Origin of the sequence: Kitasatospora sp. NBC_01560, from assembly GCF_045208415.1 — a bacterium.
Lineage (GTDB): Bacteria > Actinomycetota > Actinomycetes > Streptomycetales > Streptomycetaceae > Kitasatospora.
Genome location: NZ_CP109364.1, coordinates 8,098,777 through 8,123,385, shown reverse-complemented (window position 1 = coordinate 8,123,385; position 24,609 = coordinate 8,098,777). Strand labels below are relative to the sequence as shown.

Sequence of the window (24,609 nt, the reverse complement as noted above, 5' to 3'; positions counted from 1 at the left end):
AGGACCCGCCATGACCGCGTTCACCACTCCCTCCGCCCCCGGCGTCTCCCGCCGGGCCCTGCTCCGCGGGGGCCTCGCCGGCGCCGGCCTGCTGGCGCTGGCGGCCTGCCGTTCGGCCGCGGACACCGCCACCTCCGCCGCGAGCGGATCGGCGGGCCCGCGCCGGGGCGGCGTCCTCACCGTGGGCGCCGGTGTCGACTTCACCCCGAGCCTGCTCTTCGCCCAGAGCGCCAACACCCTCGTCCAGCGCCTGGTCTTCAACACCCTGACCAGGTACGACGACCGGCTCCAGCCGCAGCCCGAGCTGGCCACCTCCTGGCAGGTGGCCGCGGACGGCACCGCGGTCACGCTGAAGCTGCGCGAGGACGTGCTCTTCCACAGCGGCCGCAAGTTCACCGCGGACGACGTGGTGTTCGCCGTCAAGAACCTCCAGAACCCGGCCCGCTCGGCCCAGTTGCGGTCCACTGCCGCGGCCGTCACGGACTTCCGGAAGAACGGCGACTTCGAGCTGACCCTCGTCCTCGCCCACCCGGTGAGCAACCTCTTCGACCTCTTCGAATTCATGATCATCACGGATTCGGCCAGCGTCGAGGAGGCCGTCGCCGGCACCAGGCTGATCGGCACCGGCCCGTTCACGCTCACCGACCGCAAGCCCGGCAGCTCCATCACCTTCGCCCGCAACGAGAAGTACTGGAACCCCGGCCGCCCCTACCTGGACGGCGTCGAGATCCGGATCGTCCCGCAGGCGGAGTCCCTGCTGTCCTCGCTCCGGACCGGCCAGACCCACCTGTCCTACTCCGTGCGCGGCAAGGACGTGGCCACCCTCAAGGACGACCCGCAGTTCCACATCAAGCAGTACGACACCGGCGCCGGTGCCTACTACATCGGCGCCAACCTCACCGGCGAGCACGTGGGCGACAAGCGCGTCCGGCAGGCCATCGCCTGGGCGGTGGACCGCGAGCGCCTCGTCCAGCAGGCCCTCGGCGGCTACGGCACCGTCTCCTCCGCCCCCTGGCCCAAGTCCTCGCCCGCGTACAGCGAGGCCAACGCCACCCGCTACAGCCACAACCCGGACAAGGCGCGGGCGCTGCTCAAGGAGGCGGGCCTCGACACCATCACCCTGCCGTTCGCGCACTCCAACGACCCCGGCTCCACCGCCGTCGCCCAGATCCTGCAGTACGACCTCAAGCAGGTTGGCATCGAGACGGTGCTCCAGCCCACCGACTCCCCCACCATGCAGAAGCAGCTCATCTCCCAGACCATGCCCGCCCTCTGGACGCTCAGCCACGGCTTCGCCCAGCTGCACCCGGCCACCCTGGCAGTCAGCGCCTACCCGTTCAACGAGGCCAAGAACAGCTCGCGCTTCAGCTCGCCCGCCTACACGGACATCGTCCAGAAGGCCTGGAACCGGCCGGACAGCGACAGCGCCGAGGCCAAGGCGCTCTACCAGCAGATCACCGACGTGCTCCTGGACGAGGAGTTCGTCATCGACCTCGCCATCGCCGGCCTGGTCGAGGTCGCCGGCGGCAAGGCCCGCGGCGCCGACCTCAACAAGTTCGGCTACCTCAACCTCGACGACGCCTACCTGACGGCCTGACCGATGCGCACCTTCCTCGTCAAGCGGCTGCCCTCGGGGCTGCTCGTCCTCGTCCTCGCCTCCTTCGTGGTCTTCCTCATCCTCCGGCTGATTCCCGGCGACCCGGCCACCTCGCTGGCCGGCCCCGACGCCGGACCGGAGGCCGTCGCCGCCGTTCGCGACCGGCTCGGCCTCGACCGACCGCTGCTCACCCAGTACGTCAGCTGGCTCGGCCACCTCCTCACCGGGGATCTCGGGCCCAGTTACGCGATCGGCGGGCAGGTCGCCGACCTGATCGGCAACGGCCTCGGCGCCACCGTCCAACTCACCCTCGGTGCCCTGCTGCTGGTGATCCTGATCGCCCTCCCGCTGGGGGTGCTCGGCGCGACCACCCGGCGCCGCCCGGTCGCCGCCGCCGTCCGCGCCTTCACCACCACCGTCCTCGCCGTGCCCCCGTTCGTCACCGGCGTCCTGCTGGTACTGCTGTTCGCGGTCACCCTGGGGCTGCTGCCGGCCGGCGGCCACGAGTCGCTGCTCGACCAGCCCGATCTCGCCGTCCAGTACCTGCTGATGCCGGCCGTCTGCCTGGCCCTGCCGAGCGCCGCCGTGCTGGCCCGCTACCTCAAGGACGGCATGGAGCGCGCGCTCGCGGAGGACTACGTCCGCACCGCCACCGCGCTCGGCGTCTCCCGGCGGCGGATCGTCTGGCAGCACGCACTGCCCAACGCGCTGCCGCCCGCGATCACCGTGCTCGGCCTGCAGATCGGCCAACTCATCGCCGGCGCCGTCCTGGTGGAGCGGATCTTCGCCTGGCCCGGCCTCGGCCAGCTGATCGAACAGGGCGTGATCCGCCGCGACTACCCCGTCGTGCAGGACCTCCTGCTGCTGATCGTCGCCGTCTACGTCACCGTCCAGCTGCTCACCGACCTGGTGTACGCGTGGCTGGACCCCCGGATCCGGTGGGAGTGAAACCGATGACCGCCCTCACGGCCGACCGGCCGAAGTCCACCGGCGCCCGCCGCCGCAACCGCTACCTGGCCGGGCTGCTGACCGGCCGCGGCCTCACCGGCCTGGCCCTGGTCGGCGTGATCGCCCTGGCCGCCCTCGCCGCGCCGCTGCTCACCGACCTCGACCCGAACGCCCAGAGCGCGCTGGCCCTGGCCGGACCGAGCGCCGCACACCCCTTCGGCACCGACGACCTGGGCCGCGACCTCTTCAGCCGGGTGCTGCACGGCACCGGCACCGACCTCGCGATCACCTTCGGCGCCGTACCGGCCGGCGCCCTGCTGGGCTGCTCGTTCGCCCTGCTCGCGGCCTCGTCCCGGGTGGCCGACCTCGCCGTCCAGCGCGTCTTCGACCTGCTGCTCGCCTTCCCCGGCATCATCCTGGCCCTGGCCGTCACGGCTGTCCTCGGCCCGGGCCGCTGGCCGGTCCTGATCGTCATCGCGCTCGCCGAGATCCCTGGCTTCGGCCGCCAGTTGCGGGCCGGCATCCTCGTCCAGCGGGAGCGCGAGTACGCCCTGGCCGCCCGGGTCGGCGGAGCCTCCCGGCTCCGGGTGCTGCTGCGCCACGTCGTCCCCAACGCGGCCGACCCGCTGATCGTGCAGACCGCCGTCGCGCTCTCCATCGGCGTCTTCATCGAGGGCGCGATGAGCTTCCTCGGCCTCGGTGTCCGGCCGCCGGAGCCCACCCTCGGCTCGATCCTCAGCCAGTCCGTCGCCTACCTCTCCACCCAGCCCACGTTCGCGGCCGCCCCGCTGGCCGTCACCACCGCCCTGGTCCTCGGCTTCACCCTGATCGCCGAGGCGCTGAACAAGGGAGTGCGCCGATGAGCCGCCCGGCGAGCCACCCGGAGCACGGCCCCGAGAGCCGCCCGGTGCTCCACGTCCGCGACCTCACCGTCGAGTTCGGCGGCGCGGGTGCCGGCGCCGGGAGCGGCACCGGCACCGGCACCGGCCGGAGCGCCCGCGCCGTCGACGGGGTCCGCGCCGTCGACGGGGTCGGCTTCGATCTGGCGGCCGGCGACACGCTCGGGCTGGTCGGCGAGTCCGGCTCCGGCAAGTCGACCACCGCGCTGGCCCTGCTGCGGATGCTGCCGCCGGGCGGCCGGATCACCGGCGGTTCGGTCGAGCTCGACGGCCGGGACCTCGCCGCGCTGCCCGAGCCGGCCCTGCGCGAGCTGCGCGGACGGCGGATCGCGATGATCTTCCAGGATCCGATGTCCTCGCTCAACCCGGTGCTCACGGTGGGCAAGCAGCTGGACGAAGCCCTGCGGGCGCACGGCACGGCGGACCGCACCGCGCGGGCCGCCCGGGCGGTCGAGCTGCTCGGCCTGGTCGGCATCACCGACGCCACCGGCCGACTGCGCGACCACCCGCACCAGTTCTCCGGCGGCCAGCGCCAGCGGATCATGATCGCGCTCGCCCTCGCCCACGACGCCGAGGTGCTCGTCGCCGACGAACCGACCACCGCCCTCGACCCGACCGTCCAGCAGCAGATCCTCCGGCTGCTGGCCCGGATCAACCGGGAGACCGGCACCGCGCTCGTGGTGATCAGCCACGACCTCGGCGTGATCGCCCGGACGTGCCGCCGAATCCTGGTGATGCGGGACGGCCGGGTGGTCGAGCAGGGCCGGACGGCCGAGGTGCTCGCGGCGCCCCGGCACCCGTACACCAAGGAGCTGCTGGCCGCGGTGCCGCGCCTGGACGCCCCCTCGGAGGCCGCCGCCAACAGCACCCCGGGCGCCGAACCACTGCTCACCGTCAGCGGGGTGGGCAAGACGTACGGGCCGCGCCGGCGCGCCGTCACCGCGCTGGACGGCGTCGACCTCGTCCTGCACCCCGGCGAGACCCTCGGGCTGGTCGGCGAGTCCGGCTCCGGCAAGTCGACGCTGGCACGCGCGCTCGTCCAGGTGCACGCCCCCTCGGCCGGCACCATCCGGTTCCGCGGCGAGGAGTTCGGCCGCGGTGGCGGTGCCGCCGCCCGCCGCGAGGTGCAGATGGTCTTCCAGGACCCGTACGCCTCGCTCAACCCCCGGATGACGGCCGGTCAGATCATCGCCGAACCGCTGATCGCCCACGGGCTCGGCGACCGGGCGGCCCGGGAGAAGCGGGTCGCCGAACTGCTCCGGCAGGTCGGACTGGATCCGGCCACGGCCGACCGGCACCCGCGCTCCTTCTCCGGCGGCCAGCGCCAGCGGATCGGCATCGCCCGGGCGCTGGCGCCCGAGCCGAGCGTGCTGATCTGCGACGAGCCGGTCTCCGCGCTGGACGTCTCGGTGCAGGCGCAGGTGATCGAGCTGCTCGCCCGGCTCCAGCGCGAGCTCGGCCTCGCCATCCTCTTCATCGCCCACGACCTCGCGGTGGTCCGGCAGGTCAGCCACCGGATCGCGGTGATGCACCGCGGCCGGATCGTCGAGACCGGCCCGGCCGACCGCGTCGTCACCGCCCCCGAACACCCGTACACCGCCGAACTCCTGGCCGCCGTCCCCCGGCTGGAGTCCGCCCCGCAGCTCGCCCCGCACCTCACCACCCGGAGCCCCGCATGACCAGTAGCCCGGACCAGCACCGCCCCGCCACGAACGGCACCGACGCCGGCACCGACGCCGGCACCGACGCCCCTGGCGACACCGGTAGCGACACCGCCGCGGACCCGCACCGCCGTGACCCCTACGCCGGGTTCCCCGGCACCGTCGGCCGCACCTTCGGCGCCTCCACCCCCGCCTGGCCGGAGCGGCCCCGGCCGCGCGAGGGCGCGCCCAACATCGTCGTCGTCCTGATCGACGACATGGGGTACAGCGACATCGGCCCGTTCGGCTCCGAGATCCCCACGCCCACCCTGGACGGGCTCGCGGCGAACGGCGTCAAGCTGGCCAACTACCACACCATGCCGCTCTGCTCACCCGCCCGAGCCGCCCTGCTCACCGGGCTCAACCCGCACCGGGTCGGCTACTCCTTCGTGGCCAACGCCGACCCCGGGTTCCCCGGCTACGGCATGGAGGTCGCCGGGGACATCCCCACCCTCGCCGAGCTGCTGCACGACCGGGGCTATGCCACCTACGCCGTCGGCAAGTGGCACCTCACCCGGGACTCCGCCTCCAATGCGGCCGACAACCGCGCCAACTGGCCGCTGCAGAAGGGCTTCGACCAGTACTACGGCGTGCTGGAGGGCCTCACCAGTCTCTTCCACCCGCACCAACTCGTGCGCGACAACAGCCCGCTGGACATCGACGAGTTCCCCGACGGCTACTACTACACCGACGACATCACCGACCAGGCGATCGCCATGGTGAAGTCGCTGCGGGCGCACGACGCCGAGAAGCCGTTCCTCCTCTACCTGGCGCACAACGCCGTGCACGGCCCGCTCCAGGCCAAGCCGGCCGACCTCGCCCGGCACAGGGGCCGGTACGACGGCGGCTGGGACGAGCTGCGCGCCGCCCGGTTCGCCCGCCAGCTCGCCGCCGGTCACTTCCCGCCCGGCACCGAGCTGCCCGAGCGCAACGGCGAGGCCGGCCACGACGTCGGCCCGTGGAGCGAACTAACCGACGTCCAGAAGAAGTTGTACGCCCGCTACATGGAGGTGTACGCCGCCATGGTCGACAATGTCGACCAGAACCTCGGCCGGCTCACCGACACCCTCGCCGCGCTCGGCGAACTCGACAACACCATCATCGTGTTCACCTCCGACAACGGCGGCACCGGCGAGGGCGGCGCGGAGGGCACCCGCAGCTACTTCAGCCGCTTCGTCCACCACCCGAACCTGCCCGAGGACTGGAACCCCGACGTGGAGCGGGAGATCGAACTGATCGGCGGCCCGCAGTCCCTCGTCCACTACCCGCGCGGCTGGGGCATGGCCTCCAACACGCCGTTCCGCTTCTACAAGGGCCAGACCTACGCGGGCGGCGTCCGGGTGCCGTTCGTGCTCTCCTGGCCGGCCGGGCTGCCCCGCGCCGAGGCCGACGACGGGGTCCGCGCGCAGTACCAGTACGTCACCGACATCCTGCCCACCCTCCTCGAACTCGCCGGTTTCGAACGGCCGTCGGAGCGCGGCGGGCAGCCGGTGCAGTCGCTCGACGGCGTCAGCTTCGCCCCCGTGCTGCGCACGCCCGGCGCGCCGTCCACCCACCCCGAGCAGTACTGCGAGATGACCGGCAACCGCAGCTACTACCGCGACGGCTGGAAGCTGGTCACCCTGCACCGGTTCGGCGCGCCGTACGACGACGGCGAGTGGGCCCTGCACGACCTGCGCACCGACCCGACCGAGATCCACGACGTCGCCGCCGACCACCCCGGTCTGGTCCAGGAGTTGGCCGCCGCCTGGGAGGCCGCCGCCTGGCGCAACGGCGTGTTCCCGCTCGCCGACGGCAGCGGCGCCCTCGCCCTGCGCGGCCCCGAGGCCGACCGCCTCCGCCGGCCGGTCACCCTGCTGGCCGGCACCCCCGAGCTGGAGCGCTACCGGTCCTCCCGCCTGATCTCCTTCCGCTCCTTCGCCGTCGAGGTCGAGCTGACCGCCCACGGCGCCGCCGACCAGGGCGTCCTGGTCTCGCACGGCGACCAGGGCGGCGGCTACAGCCTCTACGTCGAGGGCGGCCGGCTGCGCTTCGCCTACAACCAGTACGGCGAGCTCTTCGAGGCCGACGGCGGCCCGCTCGCGCCCGGCGCCCGCCGGATCACCCTGGAGGCCACGGCCGTGGCCGACCTCAAGTGGGAGTTCCGCATCCTGGTGGACGGCACCGAAGGCGGCCGGCTCGGCCCGGTGCACCAACTGATCGGCATGGCACCGTTCCAGGGCATCAGCGTCGGGATCGACCGCAAGTCCCCCGTCTCCTGGCCGGTGCACGAGCGGCACCGTTCCTTCCGCTACACCGGCGGGCTGCACGCCGTCACCTACCTGCCCGGCGAACCGGCCCCGTACGACCCCGAGACGGTCGTCCGGGCGCTGCGCGAGGCGGCGGCCGCGTTCGAGTAGACCGGCCGGCGGAGCGGTGGGGGTCGGCCCGCCCCCACCGCCGCGCCCTCGGCCGGTCTCCCGCACCACCCCCGCGGCGGGGGCCGACCGGGATACGCTCGTGCCCGTCCGCACGACACACACTCAGGGGGGACCTGTGATCGGCGAACTGCTGCCCGCTTCCGTGCTGGTGGAGGTCGCGTACGACGACCCGCCGCAGGCCCGGCTGGAGCCCGCCGAGGAGGCGGTGATCGCCCGCGCGGTCGACTCCCGCCGCCGCGAGTTCACCACCGTCCGGCACTGCGCCCGGCTCGCGCTCACCCGCCTCGGCGTGCCCTACCGGCCGCTCGTCCCCGGCCTGCGCGGCGCGCCGGGCTGGCCGGACGGCGTGGTCGGCAGCCTCACCCACTGCGCCGGGTTCCGCGCCGCCGCCGTCGCCCGCGCCACCGACGTCACCTCGCTCGGCATCGACGCCGAACCGGCCCTGCCGCTGCCCGAGGGCGTCTTCGACGCCATCGCCCTCCCCGCCGAACAGAAGCGGATCGCCGAGCTGCTCGCCGAACAGCCCGAAATCCCCTGGGACCGCATCCTGTTCAGCGCCAAGGAGTCGGTCTACAAGACCTGGTTCCCGCTGACCGGGCTCTTCCTCGACTTCAGCGAGGCCGATCTCACGCTGCGCCCCGACGGCACCTTCCACGCCGAGCTGCTGGTGCCCGGGCCCGTGGTCGGCGGGCACCGCCTCGGGTCCTTCGCCGGCCGCTGGGCCGTCCGCGACGGCCTGCTCGCCACCGCGATCACCGTCCTCGCGTAGGACGCCGCCCCGCCCGCGCCGGCGCACCCCGGCCCGGGCGGGGCGACGCTTTCGCTCGCTCTGTTCGAGTGCGCCCGACACGACGGCATGTCATGCTTGCGTCAAGTCATTTCGTCCTCGACGAACAGAAGCACCCTGTGCGCATGCGGCAACGCCTCATCACGGCGGCCACCGCCTCGACCGTCGTCGTCGGAGCCGCGATCACCCTCGCGCCCCCGCCTCCGCCACCATCACCGGCTGCACCCAGAGGTACGTCACCGGCAGCGGCGGGCACCGCGGTGCCGCCATCACCGTCGGCCCTCGCCCGGAGCCTCCGGGCGAGGGCCGACGGCCGTCCCGGACCCGCCCCCGCCCGGCCGCCCGGCCACCCCCGGGTCACGACCGCACCGGGGCACGTCCGGCCCCTCGGCCCGCATCCCGCCCCGGCTCTGCCCGGGCCTTGCCGCAGCTTGACCGCAACCGGCCGGTTCCCACCTTTTCGTGCCGCTCCCGGGTCGATCCTGTGCGCGCGCCGTGAGACGGCCGGACACCCTCCGAGCTGCGGCTATGCTGTGCGGCGGCCTTTGACGGGCCGTGAGGAACGGGGGCAGCACACCATGGGTGACACAGCAGGGCCGGGCTTCACCGCCCACCCGGAGAAGATGGACTCGGCGGCGGACAAGCTGACCGCCGCCGGCACTGACGTGGGGACGGTCCGCGACGCACTGGGCAGGCTGAGCATGTCCGGCGAGGACACCTTCGGGCCGTACGGGGCGCCCGAGGCGGCGAAGGCCTTCTGGTCGGCCTGGCAGGACGAGCTGGGCGTCAACACCGACGCCCTGCACGACCTCGGCGACAAGGTCCGCCTGAGCGCGGCCAACTACGGCGGCGTGGACGGAAAGATCTCCCAGCACCTCCAGGGGGCGTGACCGGTGCCCGACCACGACGCGCACCCGTTCGGCATCGACCCGGGCAACCACCGGCAGCAGGTCGAACGGCTCAAGCAGACCATCGACTCCTCGCACGGGATGTGGGGCGCCGGCGACCTCAAGTACGCCGTGCACGACGCCCTCCAGCTCGACGCCCCGAAGGGGGACCCAGGGCGGCTGGGTGCGTTGGCCGCCGCCTACCACGCGGCCTCCGGCCGGCTCGACGAGGTGCAGATGGAGGTCGCCCGGACGGCGTCCGAGCGGCTGCCGGAGGCCTGGACCGGCCAGGTCGGCGAGAAGGCCGCCGAGGTGGTCCACGCCTCCGGCGACGACCTGTTGCGCTGCCGCGACAGCCTGGCCCGGGGCCGCGACCACCTCAAGGCACTGGCGAGCGCCCTCCAGGAGGCGCAGACCCTGCACGGCCGGGGTGACGCACCGCTGCGGGAGGCGCTCGGCCTGCTGCACGAGATCACCGTCGGCGGGGCACCCGACCCGGTGCACTGGGACGACGACAAGATGCACACGGCCCACGCCAAGGCCAAGGACGGCATCAAGTCCGTGCACGACGCGGCTGTGAAGGCCGAGGACGCCGGACGCGCCGCGGCCCGCGAACTGAACGCCCTGGCGGGCAAGGCCCTGGCCGGGAAGTTCAAGAACAAGGGGCTCGGCGCGGCCGACAAGCTGGTCCTCGTCGACGCCTCGGTGGCCGGCTACGACAAGGCGGGCGCCATCCTCACCGCCAACGACGTGACCCGGGCCGGCCAGTTCATGGACCGGATGAGCGACGCCGACCGGGCCCGGTTCGACGAGCTCCTGGCGGGTGCGAAGTCCCCCGAGGAGCGCGCCTACCTGATGAAGGCGCTGGCAGCCGGGCACAGCTACGACGAGGTCAAGGCCTTCGGCGCGCAGATCCACGAGCACGGCGACGACCCGAACTGGCTCGCCCAGCGGATCTCCCCGGTGCAGCTCGACTCCGTCTCCACCGACAAGGCCGGCACCGGCTACGGGGGCGTCGCCTGGGGCCAGGGCCAGCACCCGACCTGCGTCGCCGCCTCGACGGTCACCGCCCGCGCGACGGTCGACCCGCTGTTCGCGTTCCAGCTCACCACCGGCGGCCACCCCGGCGACCCGAAGTTCGACAACGGGCAGGCCGCGAAGGAGCGCTGGGACAAGGAGACCAACCGGGTCTACGACGAGCGCAGCTGGTGGGGCAGCTGGCAGGACGGCATGTCCGACGGCGACTCCAAGGACGTCGCCGACGACGAGATCGGCAAGCACACCGGCGCCGGTTACCGCACCGTCGACCTGAAGGACGACGCCGAGCAGCGCCGCGACGTCCTCGCCGAGGTCGAGGCGGCGGTGGACCAGGGCAAGCCGGTGCCGGTCGGCGTCAAGGAGGACACCTGGTTCCGCCCGGACGGCCACCAGATGATGATCATCGCGCACCGCGGTGACCAGCTGGAGATCTACAACCCCTGGGGCTACACCGTCTGGGTCAGCGAGGACGACTTCGTCAACAACCGCATGGAGGGTGCCGCCGCCGGTGGCGGCATGCCCGTCGCCGACCACGTCCAGCTCCCGAAGTGAGGCCGCAGTGAGCACCCCGCACTCCATGAGCGACAGCCTGCTGGCCGCGCTCGACGTCGAAGTCCTGCTGCGCTTCGGCCTTCCGGCGGACGGCACGCACCGCTCGGCCCTGTTCGGGGACGGCGCGGTGGCCGCCGCCATCACCTGCGACCGGCTCGGCGTCCTGCCCCGCGCCCTGGTCTTCCTCGGCGAGGTGGTCACGGCCGGCGGCACCCGGTTCGCGGCGGCCCTGCCCGAACCACTGCCCGGCCCGGCGGCGCCGGTCGCCCGGGGGTGGCTGGAGGCGGCCGCCCTCGTCGTCCGGGACCCTTCGGGGGATCTGCTGGTCGCCCGCTGGCTGGAGGCCGTCGCCGCCGTGCTCGCCCTGCGGCTCACCACGCGGGAGGCCCGGTCATGACGCGGCGACGGATCCTGCTGACGCTGGCCGGCGTGCTGGTCCTCGTGGTGGCGGCGGGGGCGGCGGGCGTCCACCTGCTGACCCGGGGCCGGCTCGACCACGGCACGGTCTTCACCGCCGACTCGGGGCCGCTGACCGTCAAGCCGGGGCAGCTGTTCTCGATCGAGGTCACCGCCCACCCGACCTGGGGCGACAGCTGGCAGGTGGCACCCCCGGGGGCCGACGCCGCCGCCGTCCGGGCCACCGGCGCCGAGTTCGTCAAGAACCTCGGCGTGGTCTCCGGCGACGGCGTGTTCGGCTCCGGCGGCCACTACTACTTCGTCTTCCGGGCCCAGGACGCCGGCCGGGCGACGATCACGCTGCACAACCGGTCCGCCGACCGGCCGATGGCCCCGCCGGCCGGTACACCGCCCGAGCACCCCGACCGTACGTACACCGTGGAGGTACGGGCGTAGGACACCCCGACCGGCCCGCGGGCAGCCCGCGGGCCGGTCGCGCGGCTCAGCCCAGGACGTCCGAGAGCCGGACGAAGCGGCGGCCGGCGGCCAGCAGGGCCGGGAGGGCGGCGGCGAACCCGGGGGCCGTTCCGCCGCCCGGGTGGTTCAGGTGGGCGATGACAACGGCGCCGGGCGGGGCTGCCGCCACCTCCTGCCGGACCTGGGAGGCGGTCAGGGTGGCGCCGCCGTCGGCGTTGACGCCGAACCCGGCGACCAGCTGGCCGAGATCGCCGGCGATCCGGGTCGCCACGTCGTCGTAGTGGGCGGTGCCGGAGCGGAAGAAGCGGGGCGGCCGGCCGAGCAGGGCGGTGAGCTTGGCCAGGTTTCCGGCGACTTCGTCGTACGCCTCGCCGATCCCGCGGGTGCCCGCGATGCCGTAGGCGGAACGACCGGTGACGGAGAGCGGCCGGTGCAGGGTGCCGTGGTTGGCGATCTCGAACAGGGGATCGTCGGCGAGGCTCTCGAACTCCGCGGGGTTGGCGTCGATCCAGCGGGCGTTGAGGAAGAGCGTGGCGGGCACGTCGTGGGCGCGCAGCAGGTCGATCAGGTCGGCGTCGTAGCCGGAGCCGCCGGGCCCCCCGCAGCCGTCGAAGGTGAGGGCGGTGGCCTGCCGGCCGGCGGGCAGCTCGGTGATGACGCCGGTGGTGTCCAGGCCCCATTCGGTGGGCTCGACGCCCTCGTAGCGGGCCATCACCTCGGCCCGCGCGATCGGCGGGGCGAGGGTGGGGGCCGGGGCCGGGGTGGCCGAGGGGGCGGGTTCGGGGCCCGGCTCCGGCGCCGGGGCGGCTGCCGCCGGTCCGGGGGCCTCTGCACCGGGGGCCACAGCTGCGGGGGCCTCTGCGCCGGGCCCCGCCGGGGCACCGGGTGCCACCCCGGTCACCCGTTCGGCGGGCCGCAACGCCGCCTGACACCCCGCCAGGGCGCCGCCCGCCGCCACCAGCAGCAGGGTCCGCCGAGTCAGCGACATGCCCACCTCCGCAAATGTCAGACCGTCCGATCATCTGTTTCTATGAACCGATCGATCGTCACCCGCCGCAACCGCACCCCGCCGGAACGGCCCCCGTCCCGGCGGCCGCCGCCCCGGCAGCCCGTCCCCCGGCACCCCTGCGCAGGGAGCACCCATGCCCGACAGCCCCGCCCCGCTGCTCACCGGCCTGGCCCTCGGTGAGTCCCCCCGCTGGCACGACGGCCGGCTCTGGGTCTGCGACTGGGGCGCGCAGGAGCTGCTCACGGTCGGCCCGGACGGCACCGCCACCGTCGCCGAGCGGGTGCCCGCCTTCCCGTTCTGCATCGACTGGCTGCCCGCCCCCGACGGCCGCCTGCTGGTGGTGGCCGGCAGCGACCGCCGGCTGCTGCGCCGGGAGGCGGACGGCGCCCTCGCCCCGTTCGCGGACCTCCGGCCGGTCTGCGACCGCCCGTGGAACGAGGTGGCCGTCGGCCCCGGCGGCCTGGCGTACGTCAACTGCATCGGGTTCGACCTGATGGGCGGCGAGACACCCGGGCCGGGGCTGATCGCCCTGGTCACCCCGGACGGCGCCGTGCGGCGGGTGGCGGACGGCCTCGCCTTCCCCAACGGGATGGCCGTGACCCCGGACGGCACCACGGTGATCGTCGCCGAGTCGTACGCGGGCCGGCTGACGGCGTACACCGTCGCGGCCGACGGCGGCCTGACGGACCGGCGGGTCTGGGCGGAGGTGCCCGGATCGGCGCCGGACGGGATCAGCCTGGACGCGGAGGGCGCGATCTGGTTCGCGGACGTGCCGGGCCGCTGTTGCGTCCGGGTCCGCGAGGGCGGCGAGGTGCTGCAACGGGTCGGGTTCGACCGGGGGTGCTTCTCCTGCGCGCTGGGCGGCCCGGACGGGCGGACGCTCTTCGTGACCGCCGCCGAGTGGCCACCGCCGGAGGGCACCCGGACCGGGCAGGTGCTGGCCGTGCCGGTGGACGTCCCGGCCGCGGCCCCCCGAGCCGCCTGACCGCCCCGCCCCTGCCGCGCTCGCCCCACTCGCCCCGCCGGCCCCGCTCGCCCCGCCGGCCCGGCCGGCGATCCGGCCGCCCGGCCCCTTTCACCGGCCCGCCGTACGCCGGTGGGGCCCGGCTCACCCCGGGTTCACCGGCGCGGGTAGGGAGGCGGGCGAGCCGGCCGGGAGTCCGCCCGCCGGCGCCCACCACCGGAGGCACCGATGACCGACCGCGACGATCCGCAGCCCGCCCGCCCACCCGGCCCGCAGCCCGAGCCGCGGCCCGTCGAACAGCCCGGCCGGGAGCCGCTGGTCGACCGCCGCGGTCTGCTCCGCACCGGCCTGGTCACCGGGGCCGTCACCGCGCTCGGCCTGGCCGCCGCCGGGCTGGCCGGCGCGAGCGGCGCCACCGGTACGCCGGGTGCCCCCGACCCGGGCGGTGCGGCGGCCGGGCCGCCCGCTCCCGACCGGACGGTCACCCTCACCGGCCACCTCCCCACCGGCGCACCGGACTTCGTCTACCTGCCGTTCGAAGTACCGGACGGTGTACGGGAGATCGCCGTCTCCTACAGCTACGACAAGCCTCCGGTGCCCCCGGGCACGCCCGGCAACTCGTGCGACATCGGCCTGTTCGACGAGCGCGGCACCGACCTCGGCGGGCGCGGGTTCCGCGGCTGGTCGGGCGGGTTCCGCACCGATTTCACCGTGTCCCGGGGCGGCGCGACGCCCGGCTACCTGCCCGGCCCGATCCGCCGGGGGACGTGGCACATCGCCCTGGGCCCGTACCAGGTGGCGCCGCAGGGGCTCGACTACCGGGTCACGGTCACGCTCCGGTTCGGCGCCCCCGGGCCGGAGTTCACGCCCGCCTACCCGCCGGAGCGGGCCCGCGGCCGCGGCCGCGCCTGGTACCGGGGCGACTGCCACCTGCACACCGTCCACTCCGACGGCCGCCGCACGCCGGCCGAGGTCGCGGCCGGGGCCCGGGCCGCCGGGCTGGACTTCATCGTCTCGACGGACCACAACACCACGTCCTCGCACGGGGTCTGGGGCCCGCTGGCCGGGCCGGACCTGCTGATCGTGCCGGGCGAGGAGGTGACCACCCGCAACGGCCACTGGCTGGCCCTGGGCCTGCGGCCGGGCCAGTTCGTCGACTGGCGGTACCGCTCCCGGGACGAGGCGTTCCCGCGCTTCGCCCGGCAGGTCCGCCGGCAGGGCGGCCTGGTGGTGCCGGCCCACCCGTACTGCCCGTACGTCGCCTGCCAGTGGAAGTTCGGCTACCAGGACGCCGACGCGGTCGAGGTCTGGAACGGACCCTGGACGTACGACGACGAGTCGGCCGTGGACAGCTGGGACGCCCAACTCGCCGTCGCCCTGCGGGAGGGGCGCTCCTGGCTGCCGGCCGTCGGCAACAGTGACGCGCACAGCGACCCGCAGGTCATCGGCTCCCCCCACACCGTCGTCCGGGCGGACGACCTCACCCGCGACGCGATCCTCGACGGCCTCCGCGCGGGCCGCAGCTGGCTGGCCGAATCGGCGGGCGTCCGGCTCGACCTCACCGCCACCGGGCACGGCCGGCAGGCGGGCATCGGCGAGCGGCTCACCGTCCCCGCGGACGCGCCGGTGGACGTCCGGCTCGACGTCTCCGGCGTGCCGGGCGGGACGGTCCGCCTGCTCACCGACGAGGGCCAGCTGCACCAGGAGTCGCTGCCCGCGGGCGGCGCCGGCACGGTGGTCTGGCGCACGACGGCCTCGCTGGCCGCGTTCGTCCGGGCCGAGGTCCGCCACCCGCGGGCCGACGGCACGCCGGGCCGCGGCAACGCGATGGGCCCGGAGCTCCCGTGGGGGCCGATGGCGGCACTCACCAACCCGATCGTGCTCTGCCCGGAAGGGCAGCCGGCCGGCCCGGCCGGGGAGCAGTCCGAGGACCGGTAGGGGAGGACTCGGGGTGCCGCGGTGGACTAGGTTGATCTCCGACAGCAGTCAGTCGTAGGGACGAGACGCTCGGCTGTCCGCACCCGGGCCGGCATCGCCCCGGCACCCGTCCGTCCCCGGCCCGCGAAGGGATCAGCAGCCGTGAACCGTACGACCGTAGGTGGGCCGGAGATCGGTGGCGGACGGGGCGCCGGCGGCGTCGTCGTCCTCGCCGACCCGGCCGGAGCCGGGAGCGGCACGGTCGCACCCCTGCTGGCGGACGCCCTCCAACCGAGCGTCCACCTGCGGGCGGAGGACTTCCAGCGGGCCGTCCGGCAGGGGTACGTCCCGGCGCACCTGCCGGAGGCCCGGCGGCAGAACACCACGGCCCTCGCGGCCACTGCACAGGCCGCGTTCGCCTTCGCCACCGGCGGGTACCAGGTGGTGGTGGAGGCGGCGGTCGGACCGACCGCCCTGGACGCCTTCCGCCGGGAGAGCCGCACCACCGGCGCGGCGCTGCACTACGTGGTGCTGCGCTCGCCGGGCACCCCGGCCGCGCCCGGCCCGCTGGAGCGGCACGCGGTGGACGCCGAACCGGTGGCCCCGGAGCGGACGGCGGAGGCCGTGCTCGCTGGCCTGGCGCAGCGCTCGTTCCTGCTGGGCTGGTGAACCCCGGGGCCGCCCCGGCCTCGACCCCGCCCCGATCGTCAGGGCCCGATCGTCAGGGCCCGATCGTCAGGCCCCGGACGGTCAGGGCCCCGATGTCAGTGCCGGGTGCCATGCTCGGGCCCGTGCGAACTCCTCATTGCGGTGGGCGGCCGAGCGGTCGCCCCTTCCTGACAGCCGGGCCCGGCCTGCGCCGCTCCGCCGTGCGGCGCCCCGCTGACCGGCCCGGTCGCCCGGAGGCCCGGTGACGGCGGTGGGCGCGAGCCCGTACGCGACGGGCGGCGGGGGTGTCACGTTCGAGCGCCGGTTCGCGGCCGTCTGCCTGGCGCGCCTGCTGACCGGTTGCCCGGCGCCCGGGCTCGGCGAGCACCGCACGCTGACGGGCGTGCTCTTCCAGCAGGCACCGCAGTACGCCGTCGACGACCTCGTCCTGCGGGCCGCCGGGCCGGGCGGGCCCGACGACGCGGCCGAGCTGCTGGTCGCCGTCCGGCGTGCGCCCCGGTTGGGCGCCGGCGATCCGAAGAGTCTGCAGCTCGTCGCCCAGCTGCTGCAGGCCGCGCCGCACCGGGTGGCTGTCGCGGTGGCCGGTTCCCAGCCGGCCGCGGACCGGCTCGCCGGCCTCGCGCACCTGGCGCGCATGCAGGCCGACGAGGCAGGTTTCTTCACCCTGCTCGGTACGCCGGGCAAGTTCAAAGCCCCGCTGCGGACCCAACTCGGCCTGCTGGGCCGTCTCGTGGCCGGCGCCCTGCCGGGGCTCCCCGGCGACCGGGACGAGGACGGGAACGGCCACCGGGGCAACGAGGCGGGCGGCGACGGGAGCGTGGCGGACCGGGCCGTCCGCCGTGCGGTGTTCGGCCTGCTCTCCCGCCTGGTGGTGCTCCCGTCACGGCTGGAGCCCCCGGACGAGAGCGACTGGCACGCCGTGCTCGATCAGCTGATGCCGATCGCACGCGGCCGCGACGCGGCCGGTGCGGTGCGGCTCCGGGACCGCCTGGAGGTGCTCGCCGCCGCGTACGGACCGGCTGCGGCACACGTCGACCTCGGCCTGCTCCGCCGCGACGTGGACGGCCTGCTCGCGCCGGAGGCCGGCCCGCACGGACCGGCCCCGGCGGCCGGAGCCGGCCGGCCCACCGGCGCCCGGGCGCCCTGGGCGCCGCCCCCGGCCCCGCGATACGGCCTGCCCGCCCGCTCGACCACGTTCGAGGGCCGGACGGACGAGCTGGACGGCATCGTGGCCGGCCTGGCCCCCGACGCCGGCCGGCCCCTCCCGCTCACCGTGCTGACCGGCATGGCCGGGGTCGGGAAGACCGAGCTCGCCCTTCAGGTCGCCCACCGGGTGCTGGACCGCCCCGGCTGGTTCCCCGGCGGCGTACTGTTCGTCGACATGCTCGGCTACGACCGCGAGCGCCGGCTCTCCACCGGCGACGCCGCGGGCGTGCTGCTCCACACGCTGGGTGTGCCACCGGAGGCGGTACCGCCCGCGCCGGAGGACCGGACCCGGCTGTACGCGTCGGTGCTCGACGCCCGCGCCGCCGCCGGCGAGCGGATCCTCGTGGTCGTCGACAACGTGGCGGACGCCGCAACGGCCGGGCCGCTCCTCCCCGCCGGCGCCGTCCACGCCGCGCTGGTGACGTCGCAGAAGGTGCTCGCGGAGCTGGGCGCCCCCCTGGTCGACCTCGACGTCCTCTCCCCCGGCGCGGCCGCCGAGGTCCTGCGGTCCGTACTGCGGCGCAGCGGGCGGCCCGGTGCGCCGGGGCACGACACCCGGATCGACGACGACCCGGCCGCCGTGGCACGCATCATCGCCCGGTGCGAACGCCTGCCGCTGGCCCTGCAGATCGTCGGCGCGCTGCTCGCCGAGGAGCCGGGCCTCCCGGCGGCGGCCGTCGCCGAATCCCTGGAGGACGACCGGCACCGTCTGGACGAACTGGAGCGCGAGGGCCGGGGCGTCACCGCCGCCTTCGACCTCTCCTACCTGCACCTGTCCGACGGCCTCGCCACCCTGTTCCGCCTGTTCCCACTGAACCCCGGCCCGGAGCTGTCCGCCACGGCCGCCGCCGCCCTGACCGGCCGCAGCGAGCGCGTCGTCACCCGCGAGCTCCGGGCGCTCGCCCGGGCGCACCTGATCCGCCCGGCCGGCACGCCAGGCCGGTGGCGGATGCACGACCTGGTGGGCCTGTACGCGGCGCGGCGCCTGTACCGGGACTGCCCCGCCGCAGAGCGCGACGCCGCCTTCGACCGGCTGGTCCGCCACTACCTGGACAGCCTGCTCGCCGCCAACACCCACGTGGACCCGCGCGCGCCGGACGCACGGTCGGCAGCCTTCGCGGACCGCACCGAGGCCCTGGAGTGGCTGGAGTCCGAGCAGCTCAACCTCCTCCTGACCCCGCTCCGGGCACCCGCCGCCGGCGTCGCGTTCAGCCTCGCGCTGTTCCCGTACCTGCACCTCCAGCGCCGCCACCGCACCTGGCTCCGCCTCTCCGAGCAGGCCCGCGCGGCCGAGGACGGGCAGGTCGACGACAGCACCGCGACGATGCTGCTCGGCTTCACCGGCACGGCCCTGCGGGCCGTCGGCGAGGTGGCCGAGGCGCTGCTCGTCCAGCGCCGGGTGGCCGAGACCTTCCGCCGGGCAGACGACCGCCGGGGCGAGGCCGTCGCCCGGCTGAACCTCGGCAACAGCCTGGCCGAGGCCGGGGAGGCGGCCGGGGCCTTGGCAGCGCACGAACGGGCCCGGGCGCTCAGCCTCGGTACCGGTGACCTCAACCTGGCGGCGAAGGCACTGGACCATATCGGCCAGGACCTCCACGGGGCCGGCCGGACCATGGAGGCGATCGCCGCCCACCGCGAGGCCGCCGGAACCCTGCGGGAGCTGGGCGACCACCGGGGCCGGGCCACCGCCCTGACCAACCTCTCCACCGTCCTGTGGAGTTCGGGGCGGGTGGCCGAGGCCGTCGACGCGATCAGCACGGCGATCGGGGCGTTCACCACCGCCGGGGACCAGCAGGGCCGGGCGGACGCCCTGACCAACCATGCCGTCTACCTCGCCGCGGACCGGCCGGAGGCGGCGGTCCCCCTGGCCGAGGAGGCGGTGGCCCTCTGCCGGCGGTCCGACGATCCCGCCCGGCTCGGCCGGGCGCAGCTCAACCTGGCGCGGGCACTCGTCGCCGCGGCGCGGCTGGAGGAGGCCGTCCTCCCGGCCCGCGAGGCCCTGGAGGTGTTCGACACGAACGGCTCCCCTGCCGAGCAGGCTTCGGCCCTCGGCGCCCTGATGGCGGCGCTCGGACCGCACCACCCGTCGGCCGAGGTCCTGGACCTCGCCGTGCGGGCCGAAGCCCTGCACGCCCGCCTCGGTGACGACGCCGCCCGGCTGCCGCTCCTCCTGACGATCGGGACGGCGTTGTGCGAGACCGGTGATCCGCTCGGGGCCCTCGCCCCGCTGGAGACCGCGGCCGGCCTCGCCCGGACTGCGGGGGACACGGGGACCGAGGCGGAGGCGCTGCTGATGACCGGCATCGCGCTGATGGACGCCGGACGCCCGGAGCAGGCGCTCGACGTACTGGCCCGGGCCGACGAGGTGCTCCGGGCGGGCATTTCGTCGGAGGCGGAGGCGGAGGCGGCAGAGACGGAGACGGCGGAGCTCCGGACCCGGGTCGGCCTGGCCCGGGGCTGCATCCTGGCCGAGCTGCGCCGCTTCGAGGAGGCGGTGCCCCGGCTGCGGGCCACCGCGGACGGCTACCGGGCGCTGGGCGACCTCGGACAGGAGGCCCTCACCCGCACCTGGTTGGGACTGGCCCTGGAGGAGTGCGGTGACGTCCCGGCCGCCGCCCACGCCCACCAGGATGCGGTGGCCGCCTACAGCGACCTCCGGGACGTCGAGGGCACGCTCGGCGCGGTGGCCAACCTCGTCCGCTGCCTGCTCGCGCTCGGAAGGCTCACCGAGGCGGAGGAGTACCTGCACTGGGGCTCGGCCCTGAACGCCATGCGTGACGACGACGGGTGACGACGACGGGTGACGACGACGGGTGACGGCGGCGGGTGACGGCGGCGGGTGACGGCGGCGGGTGACGGCGGCGGGGATGGCCGCACCGGCGGCTCCACCGACCCCGACGCAGCCGCCGGCCGGGCCGGGAACGGCCACGACACCTCCGGAAACGGAACCGGCGCCCGCACGGGGGGTCGGGCGCCGGTGGCGTTGCCGCCACCCTGGACTACGTCCGGCCGACCGCGAACGGTTCACCGGATTCCGGGGCCACCTTCCCCCGTATCCGTCCGGACACCCTCGGTGATCTTGATCACAGAACCGTTTCCCCTGGCGCCCTCGGTCCATTGATCAGCTCATGACGATCATTCCGGGCAGCCGCACCGCCCCCACGGCGGACGAATCGTGCCCCCCTGCCACCGATGCGACCACCACCGAGCTGACCGCGCTGCTCTTCGGCCCCGACCGCGCACGGGTCCACGCCCCGTGGCGCCGGCTGATCAGCGACCCCCGGATGCACACCGACCACACCGCCGGGGCGGCGGACCGCACCGCCGCCTCCTACCGGCGGTTACGGCTGGTGAACGACGCGACCGACGCCGCCGGCCTCGCCACCGACCCGCAGCTGCTGACCGCCCTGCACGAATGGACCGGCCCGGTGGACGGTGCGCTCACCGTGCTCGCCGGGATCCACTACAACCTCTTCCTCGGCAGCCTGCTCGACCACGAACCGCACGAGAAGCGGCCGTTGGACGAGTTCCTCGCGATGGACCGGATCGGCACCTTCCTCTGCACCGAGCTCGGCCACGGCAACGACGCCACCGCGCTGCGGACCACCGCCGTCTACGACCGCACCGACCGCACCTTCACCCTGCACACCCCGGACGCCGGCGCGCAGAAGTTCATGCCGAACACCGGTCCCGCCGGCGGCCCCAAGTCCGCCGTGGTCGCGGCCCGGCTGCTGGCCGACGGCCGGGACCACGGGATCTTCCTCTTCCTGACCCCACTGAGCGACGCGTCCGGCCCGCTGCCGGGCGTCACCGTCCGTCCGCTGCCGCTGCGCCCCGGCAGTCCGGTGGACCACTGCCTCACCTCCTTCGACGAGGTGGTGCTCCCCCGGCAGGCGATGCTGACCGGCGATCACGGCCGGTTCGGCCCCGACGGGAGTTTCACCAGCGCCCTGGGCAGCAAGCGGAAACGCTTCCTCACCAGCATCGGCCGGGTCACCCTCGGCAAGCTCTGCATGAGCGCGAGCGCGATCGGCGCCGCCCGCACCGCCCTGACCACCGCGGTCCGCTACGCCCACCACCGCGAGGTGACGGGCTCCCGCCCGGACCGCCGGATCCCGGTCTGGGCCCACCGCACCCACCACGGCCCGCTGCTCGACGCGCTCGCCACCGCGTACGCCATGACCGCCCTGCACCGCGCCGCGGTGGACCGCTGGGCCGGGCGGGACGCCGACGACCCGGCCGACGTCGCCGACGCGGAACGCCGGGCCGCCGTCGCCAAGGGCTGGATCACCTGGCAGGCCCGCAGCCTGATCATCGAGTGCCGCGAACGCTGCGGGGCCCAGGGCCTGCTGCCGGTCAACGGCATCGTCTCGCTGGCCTCCGACATCGAGGGGACGATCACCGCCGAGGGTGACAACCTCGCCCTCTGGGCCAAGGCCGGCGCCGAACTCCTGCACAGCGCACCGGCCTCACCGGCCGCCGCGCCCGTCGGGGACGTCGGGGACGTCGGGGACGTCGGCGATCCGGCCGTCCTGCTGTCCCTGCTGGGCGCCGCCGAGCAGCTCCACCTGGCGCGGGCCCGCACCCGGCTGCGGCAGGCTCCCCCCGGGGACGGCCTGCGCCGCTGGAACCACGCCTCGCCGGCCGCCCTGGCCGCCGTCACCGCGCACGCCGAACGCTCGGCCGGCGCCGAACTCCTCGCCACCGCCCGGCGCGCGGCCGACCCGCAGGCCCGCACGCTGCTGCTCGGCCTGCACCGGCTCTTCGCGCTCCGCCGGGTCGAGACCCACAGCGGGCCGCTGCTGGCCGCGGGCCTCCTGACGGCGGACCAGGTGGCCGGGCTGCCCGACCTGGTCGAGCAGGCCATGGCCGGCCTGGTCGACGACGGCCGACGGCTGGCCGACGCCTTCGACCTGCCGGAGGAGGTCCTGGCCACCCGCCCGATCGCCGGCCCGGGCTACCAGCAGGCCTTCGACGACCCGTGGGCGCACTGGCACCCGGCGACCCCGGCCGGCGCCGGCACCTGAGCACGGCGGCGCGGCCCGGTGTGCTTCCACGCCGGGCCGCGCCGCCCGCCGAGCGGACCGGCATCGGCCCCGGCAGGCCTCGCCACCGGTGTGCGCGAGGTCGGTCACGACCGTTGCCCGACCGTGCTCCGGCCGCCCCGCTCCTCCGGATCCGCGCAGGGCACCCCGCCCCGGTCCGGCCGGTCGCCGCAACCCGCCGCACCGTCCACGGCGCGGCTGGCGCGCCCGGTTCAGCCCGGCCGTGGCCGGCGGACCAGTGGACGGACCAGTGAACTGACCTGCGCCGCAGCCCCGTAGTCCGGGGTGGAGCGCGCGCCGCCGACCGCAGCCGAAGGAGACCTCGTGAGGACCGTCCACCCTGCCCCCGCCCTGTCCCTCGACCCGTTCGGCACCCGGCTCCTGCCACCGCTGCCGTCACTTCCGCCACGCCGGCCGGCGACACCGGTGCTCCCGCCGCGGATGCCCGTGCCCGCCGCGCAGGTCGCAGCCTCCGGTGCGCCCTCCCCCGCCACAGCGCCCGCCCCCGCCACAGCGCCCGCCCCCGCAGCCCCGCCCGCCGCCGTGCGGCGTCGCAGCGTGCTGGACCGGCTGCGCACCGTCGAGCGCCACGGCCGCGAACAGCTGCGCCTCATCCGGTCACCGCTGCACGGGAGTTACCGGATCGCCGTGATCGGCGCGAAGGGCGGGACGGGCCGGGCCTCCGTCGTACTGGCGCTGGGTGCGCTGCTCGCCGCCGAGCGCGGCGAGCCGGTGGTGGCGGTCGAGGCGGGGACGCACGCCGGATCGCTCGGCCGCCGGGTCCACCACCGGGCGCCGGGCGGACTGCCCGGTTTCGCCGCCGCCCTCCGCGCCGCGCCCGCGCCCGGCACCGGGCCCGGTGCCGGCTCCGCGGCGGCCGCCGACCCGGCCCGCTACCTGTCACCGGCCGCGAGCGGGCTGGCCGTGCTCGCCGGAGCGGACCGGCCGGGCACGCTCACCGAGGCCGACTACCGCGCCGTCGTGGGCCGCCTCGCGCAGTGCTACCCGCTCACGATCACCGACGCCGGCACCGGCCTGCTGGACGCTCCGATGCGCGGCGTCCTCGACCTGGCCGACCAGGTGATCGTCGCCACCACGCCGAGCGTGGACGGCGCCGGCAGCGCGGCCGCGACCCTCGACTGGCTGCACGCCCACGGCTACGGCGAGCTGGCCGGGCGGTCGGTCACCGCGATCTCGTCGGTGCGCGGGGCCACCCGGCTGGTCAACTCCGCCGATCTCCGGGCCTACTTCGGCGCCCGCTGCCGGGGCGTGGTGGAGCTGCCGTGCGACGAGCACCTCGCCGCGGGCGGCGGCTTCGACCCGGACCGGCTCGCCCACCGCACCCGCGCGGCCGTCCGGGAGCTGGCCGCCCTGGTCTGCTCCGACCTCTGGCGGGCCGGCCGCCCCACCGGCTGGTGAAGCCCCGGGCCGGCGGGCGGCACCGCTCCCGGTGCCGCCCACCGCACCGCTCGACGGCCCGCCGCTACGCCCCCACTTCGCCGTCGATCGACTCGCGCAGGAAGTCGGCATGCCCGTTGTGCCGGGCGTACTCGTGGATCAGGTGCAGCATGACCAGCCGCAGCGAGACGTCCGCCTCCCACCTCGGCATGTAGCCGGTCACGTCGAGCGACTCCGCCTCCCGCTCGATCCGCCGGGCGTGGTCCACCTCGGCCTGCCAGACCGCGAAGGCCTCGGCCCGGTCGGCGTCGACGGCGTCGTAGGCGGCCTGGAAGTCACCCTCGGGCGACCAGACGAGGCCGATGTCCTCCTTGTCGATCACCCGGCGGAACCACGTCCGCTCGACCTCGGCCATGTGCCGGACGAGTCCGAGCAGCGAGAGCGTGGAGGGCGGGCTGGACTGCAACCGCAACTGCTCGTCGCTCAGGCCGTCGCACTTCATCGCGAGCGTCGCCCGGTGGAAGTCGAGGAAGGCGCGCAGCGTCTCCCGCTCGCCCCCGGTCAGCGGCGGGGCAATCCGTTCGGTGGCCATCTGGTCTCTCCCGTCCTCCCCGGTGACGGCGCCCTCCGACGCCGCCTCCCGTCCGGTACCTCGGGTACCGACCAGTAGCTCTAGCCGCTCCCCGCCCCGGCTGTCCAC

At 75.4% G+C, this 24,609-nt stretch carries 18 protein-coding genes; 16 read left to right on the top strand and 2 right to left on the bottom strand.

The features are described from left to right. Positions 1 to 10 precede the first annotated feature (10 nt). The 10 genes from OH807_RS35175 to OH807_RS35130 all read left to right on the top strand — a co-directional run bounded on the left by OH807_RS35175 (position 11) and on the right by OH807_RS35130 (position 11,680). Positions 11 to 1,597: an ABC transporter substrate-binding protein gene (locus OH807_RS35175; protein ID WP_406207588.1), complete on the top strand. Its 1,587-nt coding sequence runs from the start codon at positions 11 to 13 to the stop codon at positions 1,595 to 1,597. 3 nt (positions 1,598 to 1,600) lie between these two features. Next, positions 1,601 to 2,545, top strand: coding sequence for an ABC transporter permease (locus OH807_RS35170; RefSeq protein WP_406207586.1), 945 nt, complete (start codon positions 1,601 to 1,603; stop codon positions 2,543 to 2,545). A gap of 5 nt (positions 2,546 to 2,550) precedes the next feature. After that, positions 2,551 to 3,408, top strand: a complete 858-nt coding sequence (locus tag OH807_RS35165) for an ABC transporter permease (protein WP_406207583.1) — start codon at positions 2,551 to 2,553, stop codon at positions 3,406 to 3,408. After that, the gene (locus OH807_RS35160; protein ID WP_406207580.1) at positions 3,405 to 5,123 is read left to right on the top strand and encodes a dipeptide ABC transporter ATP-binding protein; all 1,719 of its coding nucleotides are present in this window, start codon (positions 3,405 to 3,407) and stop codon (positions 5,121 to 5,123) included. Before OH807_RS35165 ends, OH807_RS35160 begins: the two co-directional genes overlap by 4 nt. After that, positions 5,120 to 7,543, top strand: coding sequence for an arylsulfatase (locus tag OH807_RS35155; protein ID WP_406207577.1), 2,424 nt, complete (start codon positions 5,120 to 5,122; stop codon positions 7,541 to 7,543). Before OH807_RS35160 ends, OH807_RS35155 begins: the two co-directional genes overlap by 4 nt. Before the next feature lie 136 nt (positions 7,544 to 7,679). After that, positions 7,680 to 8,333 (top strand): 4'-phosphopantetheinyl transferase, encoded by a 654-nt coding sequence (locus OH807_RS35150; protein WP_406207574.1) that lies wholly within the window; start codon positions 7,680 to 7,682, stop codon positions 8,331 to 8,333. Between the two features lie 596 nt (positions 8,334 to 8,929). Next, a complete protein-coding gene (locus OH807_RS35145) occupies positions 8,930 to 9,241 on the top strand; it encodes a type VII secretion target (RefSeq protein WP_406207571.1) in 312 nt (103 codons plus the stop codon). 3 nt (positions 9,242 to 9,244) lie between these two features. Beyond that, entirely contained in the window at positions 9,245 to 10,828 is a 1,584-nt protein-coding gene (locus tag OH807_RS35140; protein WP_406207569.1) for a peptidoglycan-binding protein, read from the top strand. Between the two features lie 25 nt (positions 10,829 to 10,853). Continuing rightward, positions 10,854 to 11,225 (top strand): hypothetical protein, encoded by a 372-nt coding sequence (locus OH807_RS35135; RefSeq protein ID WP_406207566.1) that lies wholly within the window; start codon positions 10,854 to 10,856, stop codon positions 11,223 to 11,225. Beyond that, positions 11,222 to 11,680 (top strand): protease inhibitor I42 family protein, encoded by a 459-nt coding sequence (locus OH807_RS35130; RefSeq protein WP_406207564.1) that lies wholly within the window; start codon positions 11,222 to 11,224, stop codon positions 11,678 to 11,680. Before OH807_RS35135 ends, OH807_RS35130 begins: the two co-directional genes overlap by 4 nt. A gap of 46 nt (positions 11,681 to 11,726) precedes the next feature. Here the strand turns inward: OH807_RS35130 and OH807_RS35125 are convergent, their stop codons facing one another. Further along, a complete protein-coding gene (locus OH807_RS35125) occupies positions 11,727 to 12,689 on the bottom strand; it encodes a polysaccharide deacetylase family protein (RefSeq protein ID WP_406207561.1) in 963 nt (320 codons plus the stop codon). Positions 12,690 to 12,843: 154 nt separating this feature from the next. Between OH807_RS35125 and OH807_RS35120 the strand changes: the two genes are divergently transcribed. The 6 genes from OH807_RS35120 to OH807_RS35095 all read left to right on the top strand — a co-directional run bounded on the left by OH807_RS35120 (position 12,844) and on the right by OH807_RS35095 (position 23,930). Next, positions 12,844 to 13,695: an SMP-30/gluconolactonase/LRE family protein gene (locus OH807_RS35120; protein ID WP_406207558.1), complete on the top strand. Its 852-nt coding sequence runs from the start codon at positions 12,844 to 12,846 to the stop codon at positions 13,693 to 13,695. A gap of 207 nt (positions 13,696 to 13,902) precedes the next feature. Further along, positions 13,903 to 15,612, top strand: a complete 1,710-nt coding sequence (locus OH807_RS35115) for a CehA/McbA family metallohydrolase (protein ID WP_406207555.1) — start codon at positions 13,903 to 13,905, stop codon at positions 15,610 to 15,612. 141 nt (positions 15,613 to 15,753) lie between these two features. Then, positions 15,754 to 16,260 (top strand): hypothetical protein, encoded by a 507-nt coding sequence (locus OH807_RS35110; protein WP_406207551.1) that lies wholly within the window; start codon positions 15,754 to 15,756, stop codon positions 16,258 to 16,260. A gap of 241 nt (positions 16,261 to 16,501) precedes the next feature. Beyond that, entirely contained in the window at positions 16,502 to 20,257 is a 3,756-nt protein-coding gene (locus OH807_RS35105; RefSeq protein ID WP_406207549.1) for an ATP-binding protein, read from the top strand. Between the two features lie 337 nt (positions 20,258 to 20,594). After that, positions 20,595 to 22,493 carry an acyl-CoA dehydrogenase gene (locus OH807_RS35100; protein ID WP_406207546.1) on the top strand — a complete coding sequence of 633 codons (1,899 nt, stop codon included), beginning with the start codon at positions 20,595 to 20,597 and terminating at the stop codon, positions 22,491 to 22,493. Positions 22,494 to 22,835: 342 nt separating this feature from the next. Then, complete coding sequence (locus OH807_RS35095; protein ID WP_406207544.1) at positions 22,836 to 23,930, top strand: MinD/ParA family protein; 1,095 nt, start codon at positions 22,836 to 22,838, stop codon at positions 23,928 to 23,930. 64 nt (positions 23,931 to 23,994) lie between these two features. Here the strand turns inward: OH807_RS35095 and OH807_RS35090 are convergent, their stop codons facing one another. Further along, positions 23,995 to 24,501 carry a DinB family protein gene (locus tag OH807_RS35090; RefSeq protein WP_406207541.1) on the bottom strand — a complete coding sequence of 169 codons (507 nt, stop codon included), beginning with the start codon at positions 24,499 to 24,501 and terminating at the stop codon, positions 23,995 to 23,997. Positions 24,502 to 24,609 lie beyond the last annotated feature (108 nt).

Excerpts from the sequence above, each read along its gene's own strand:
- OH807_RS35135 (WP_406207566.1), top strand. The coding sequence starts at position 10,854 with ATGAGCGACAGCCTGCTGGCCGCGCTCGACGTCGAAGTCCTGCTGCGC.
- OH807_RS35145 (WP_406207571.1), top strand. The coding sequence starts at position 8,930 with ATGGGTGACACAGCAGGGCCGGGCTTCACCGCCCACCCGGAGAAGATG.
- OH807_RS35170 (WP_406207586.1), top strand. The coding sequence starts at position 1,601 with ATGCGCACCTTCCTCGTCAAGCGGCTGCCCTCGGGGCTGCTCGTCCTC.
- OH807_RS35165 (WP_406207583.1), top strand. The coding sequence starts at position 2,551 with ATGACCGCCCTCACGGCCGACCGGCCGAAGTCCACCGGCGCCCGCCGC.
- OH807_RS35090 (WP_406207541.1), bottom strand. The coding sequence starts at position 24,501 with ATGGCCACCGAACGGATTGCCCCGCCGCTGACCGGGGGCGAGCGGGAG.
- OH807_RS35175 (WP_406207588.1), top strand. The coding sequence starts at position 11 with ATGACCGCGTTCACCACTCCCTCCGCCCCCGGCGTCTCCCGCCGGGCC.
- OH807_RS35160 (WP_406207580.1), top strand. The coding sequence starts at position 3,405 with ATGAGCCGCCCGGCGAGCCACCCGGAGCACGGCCCCGAGAGCCGCCCG.
- OH807_RS35115 (WP_406207555.1), top strand. The coding sequence starts at position 13,903 with ATGACCGACCGCGACGATCCGCAGCCCGCCCGCCCACCCGGCCCGCAG.
- OH807_RS35155 (WP_406207577.1), top strand. The coding sequence starts at position 5,120 with ATGACCAGTAGCCCGGACCAGCACCGCCCCGCCACGAACGGCACCGAC.
- OH807_RS35120 (WP_406207558.1), top strand. The coding sequence starts at position 12,844 with ATGCCCGACAGCCCCGCCCCGCTGCTCACCGGCCTGGCCCTCGGTGAG.
- OH807_RS35125 (WP_406207561.1), bottom strand. The coding sequence starts at position 12,689 with ATGTCGCTGACTCGGCGGACCCTGCTGCTGGTGGCGGCGGGCGGCGCC.
- OH807_RS35130 (WP_406207564.1), top strand. The coding sequence starts at position 11,222 with ATGACGCGGCGACGGATCCTGCTGACGCTGGCCGGCGTGCTGGTCCTC.
- OH807_RS35100 (WP_406207546.1), top strand. The coding sequence starts at position 20,595 with ATGACGATCATTCCGGGCAGCCGCACCGCCCCCACGGCGGACGAATCG.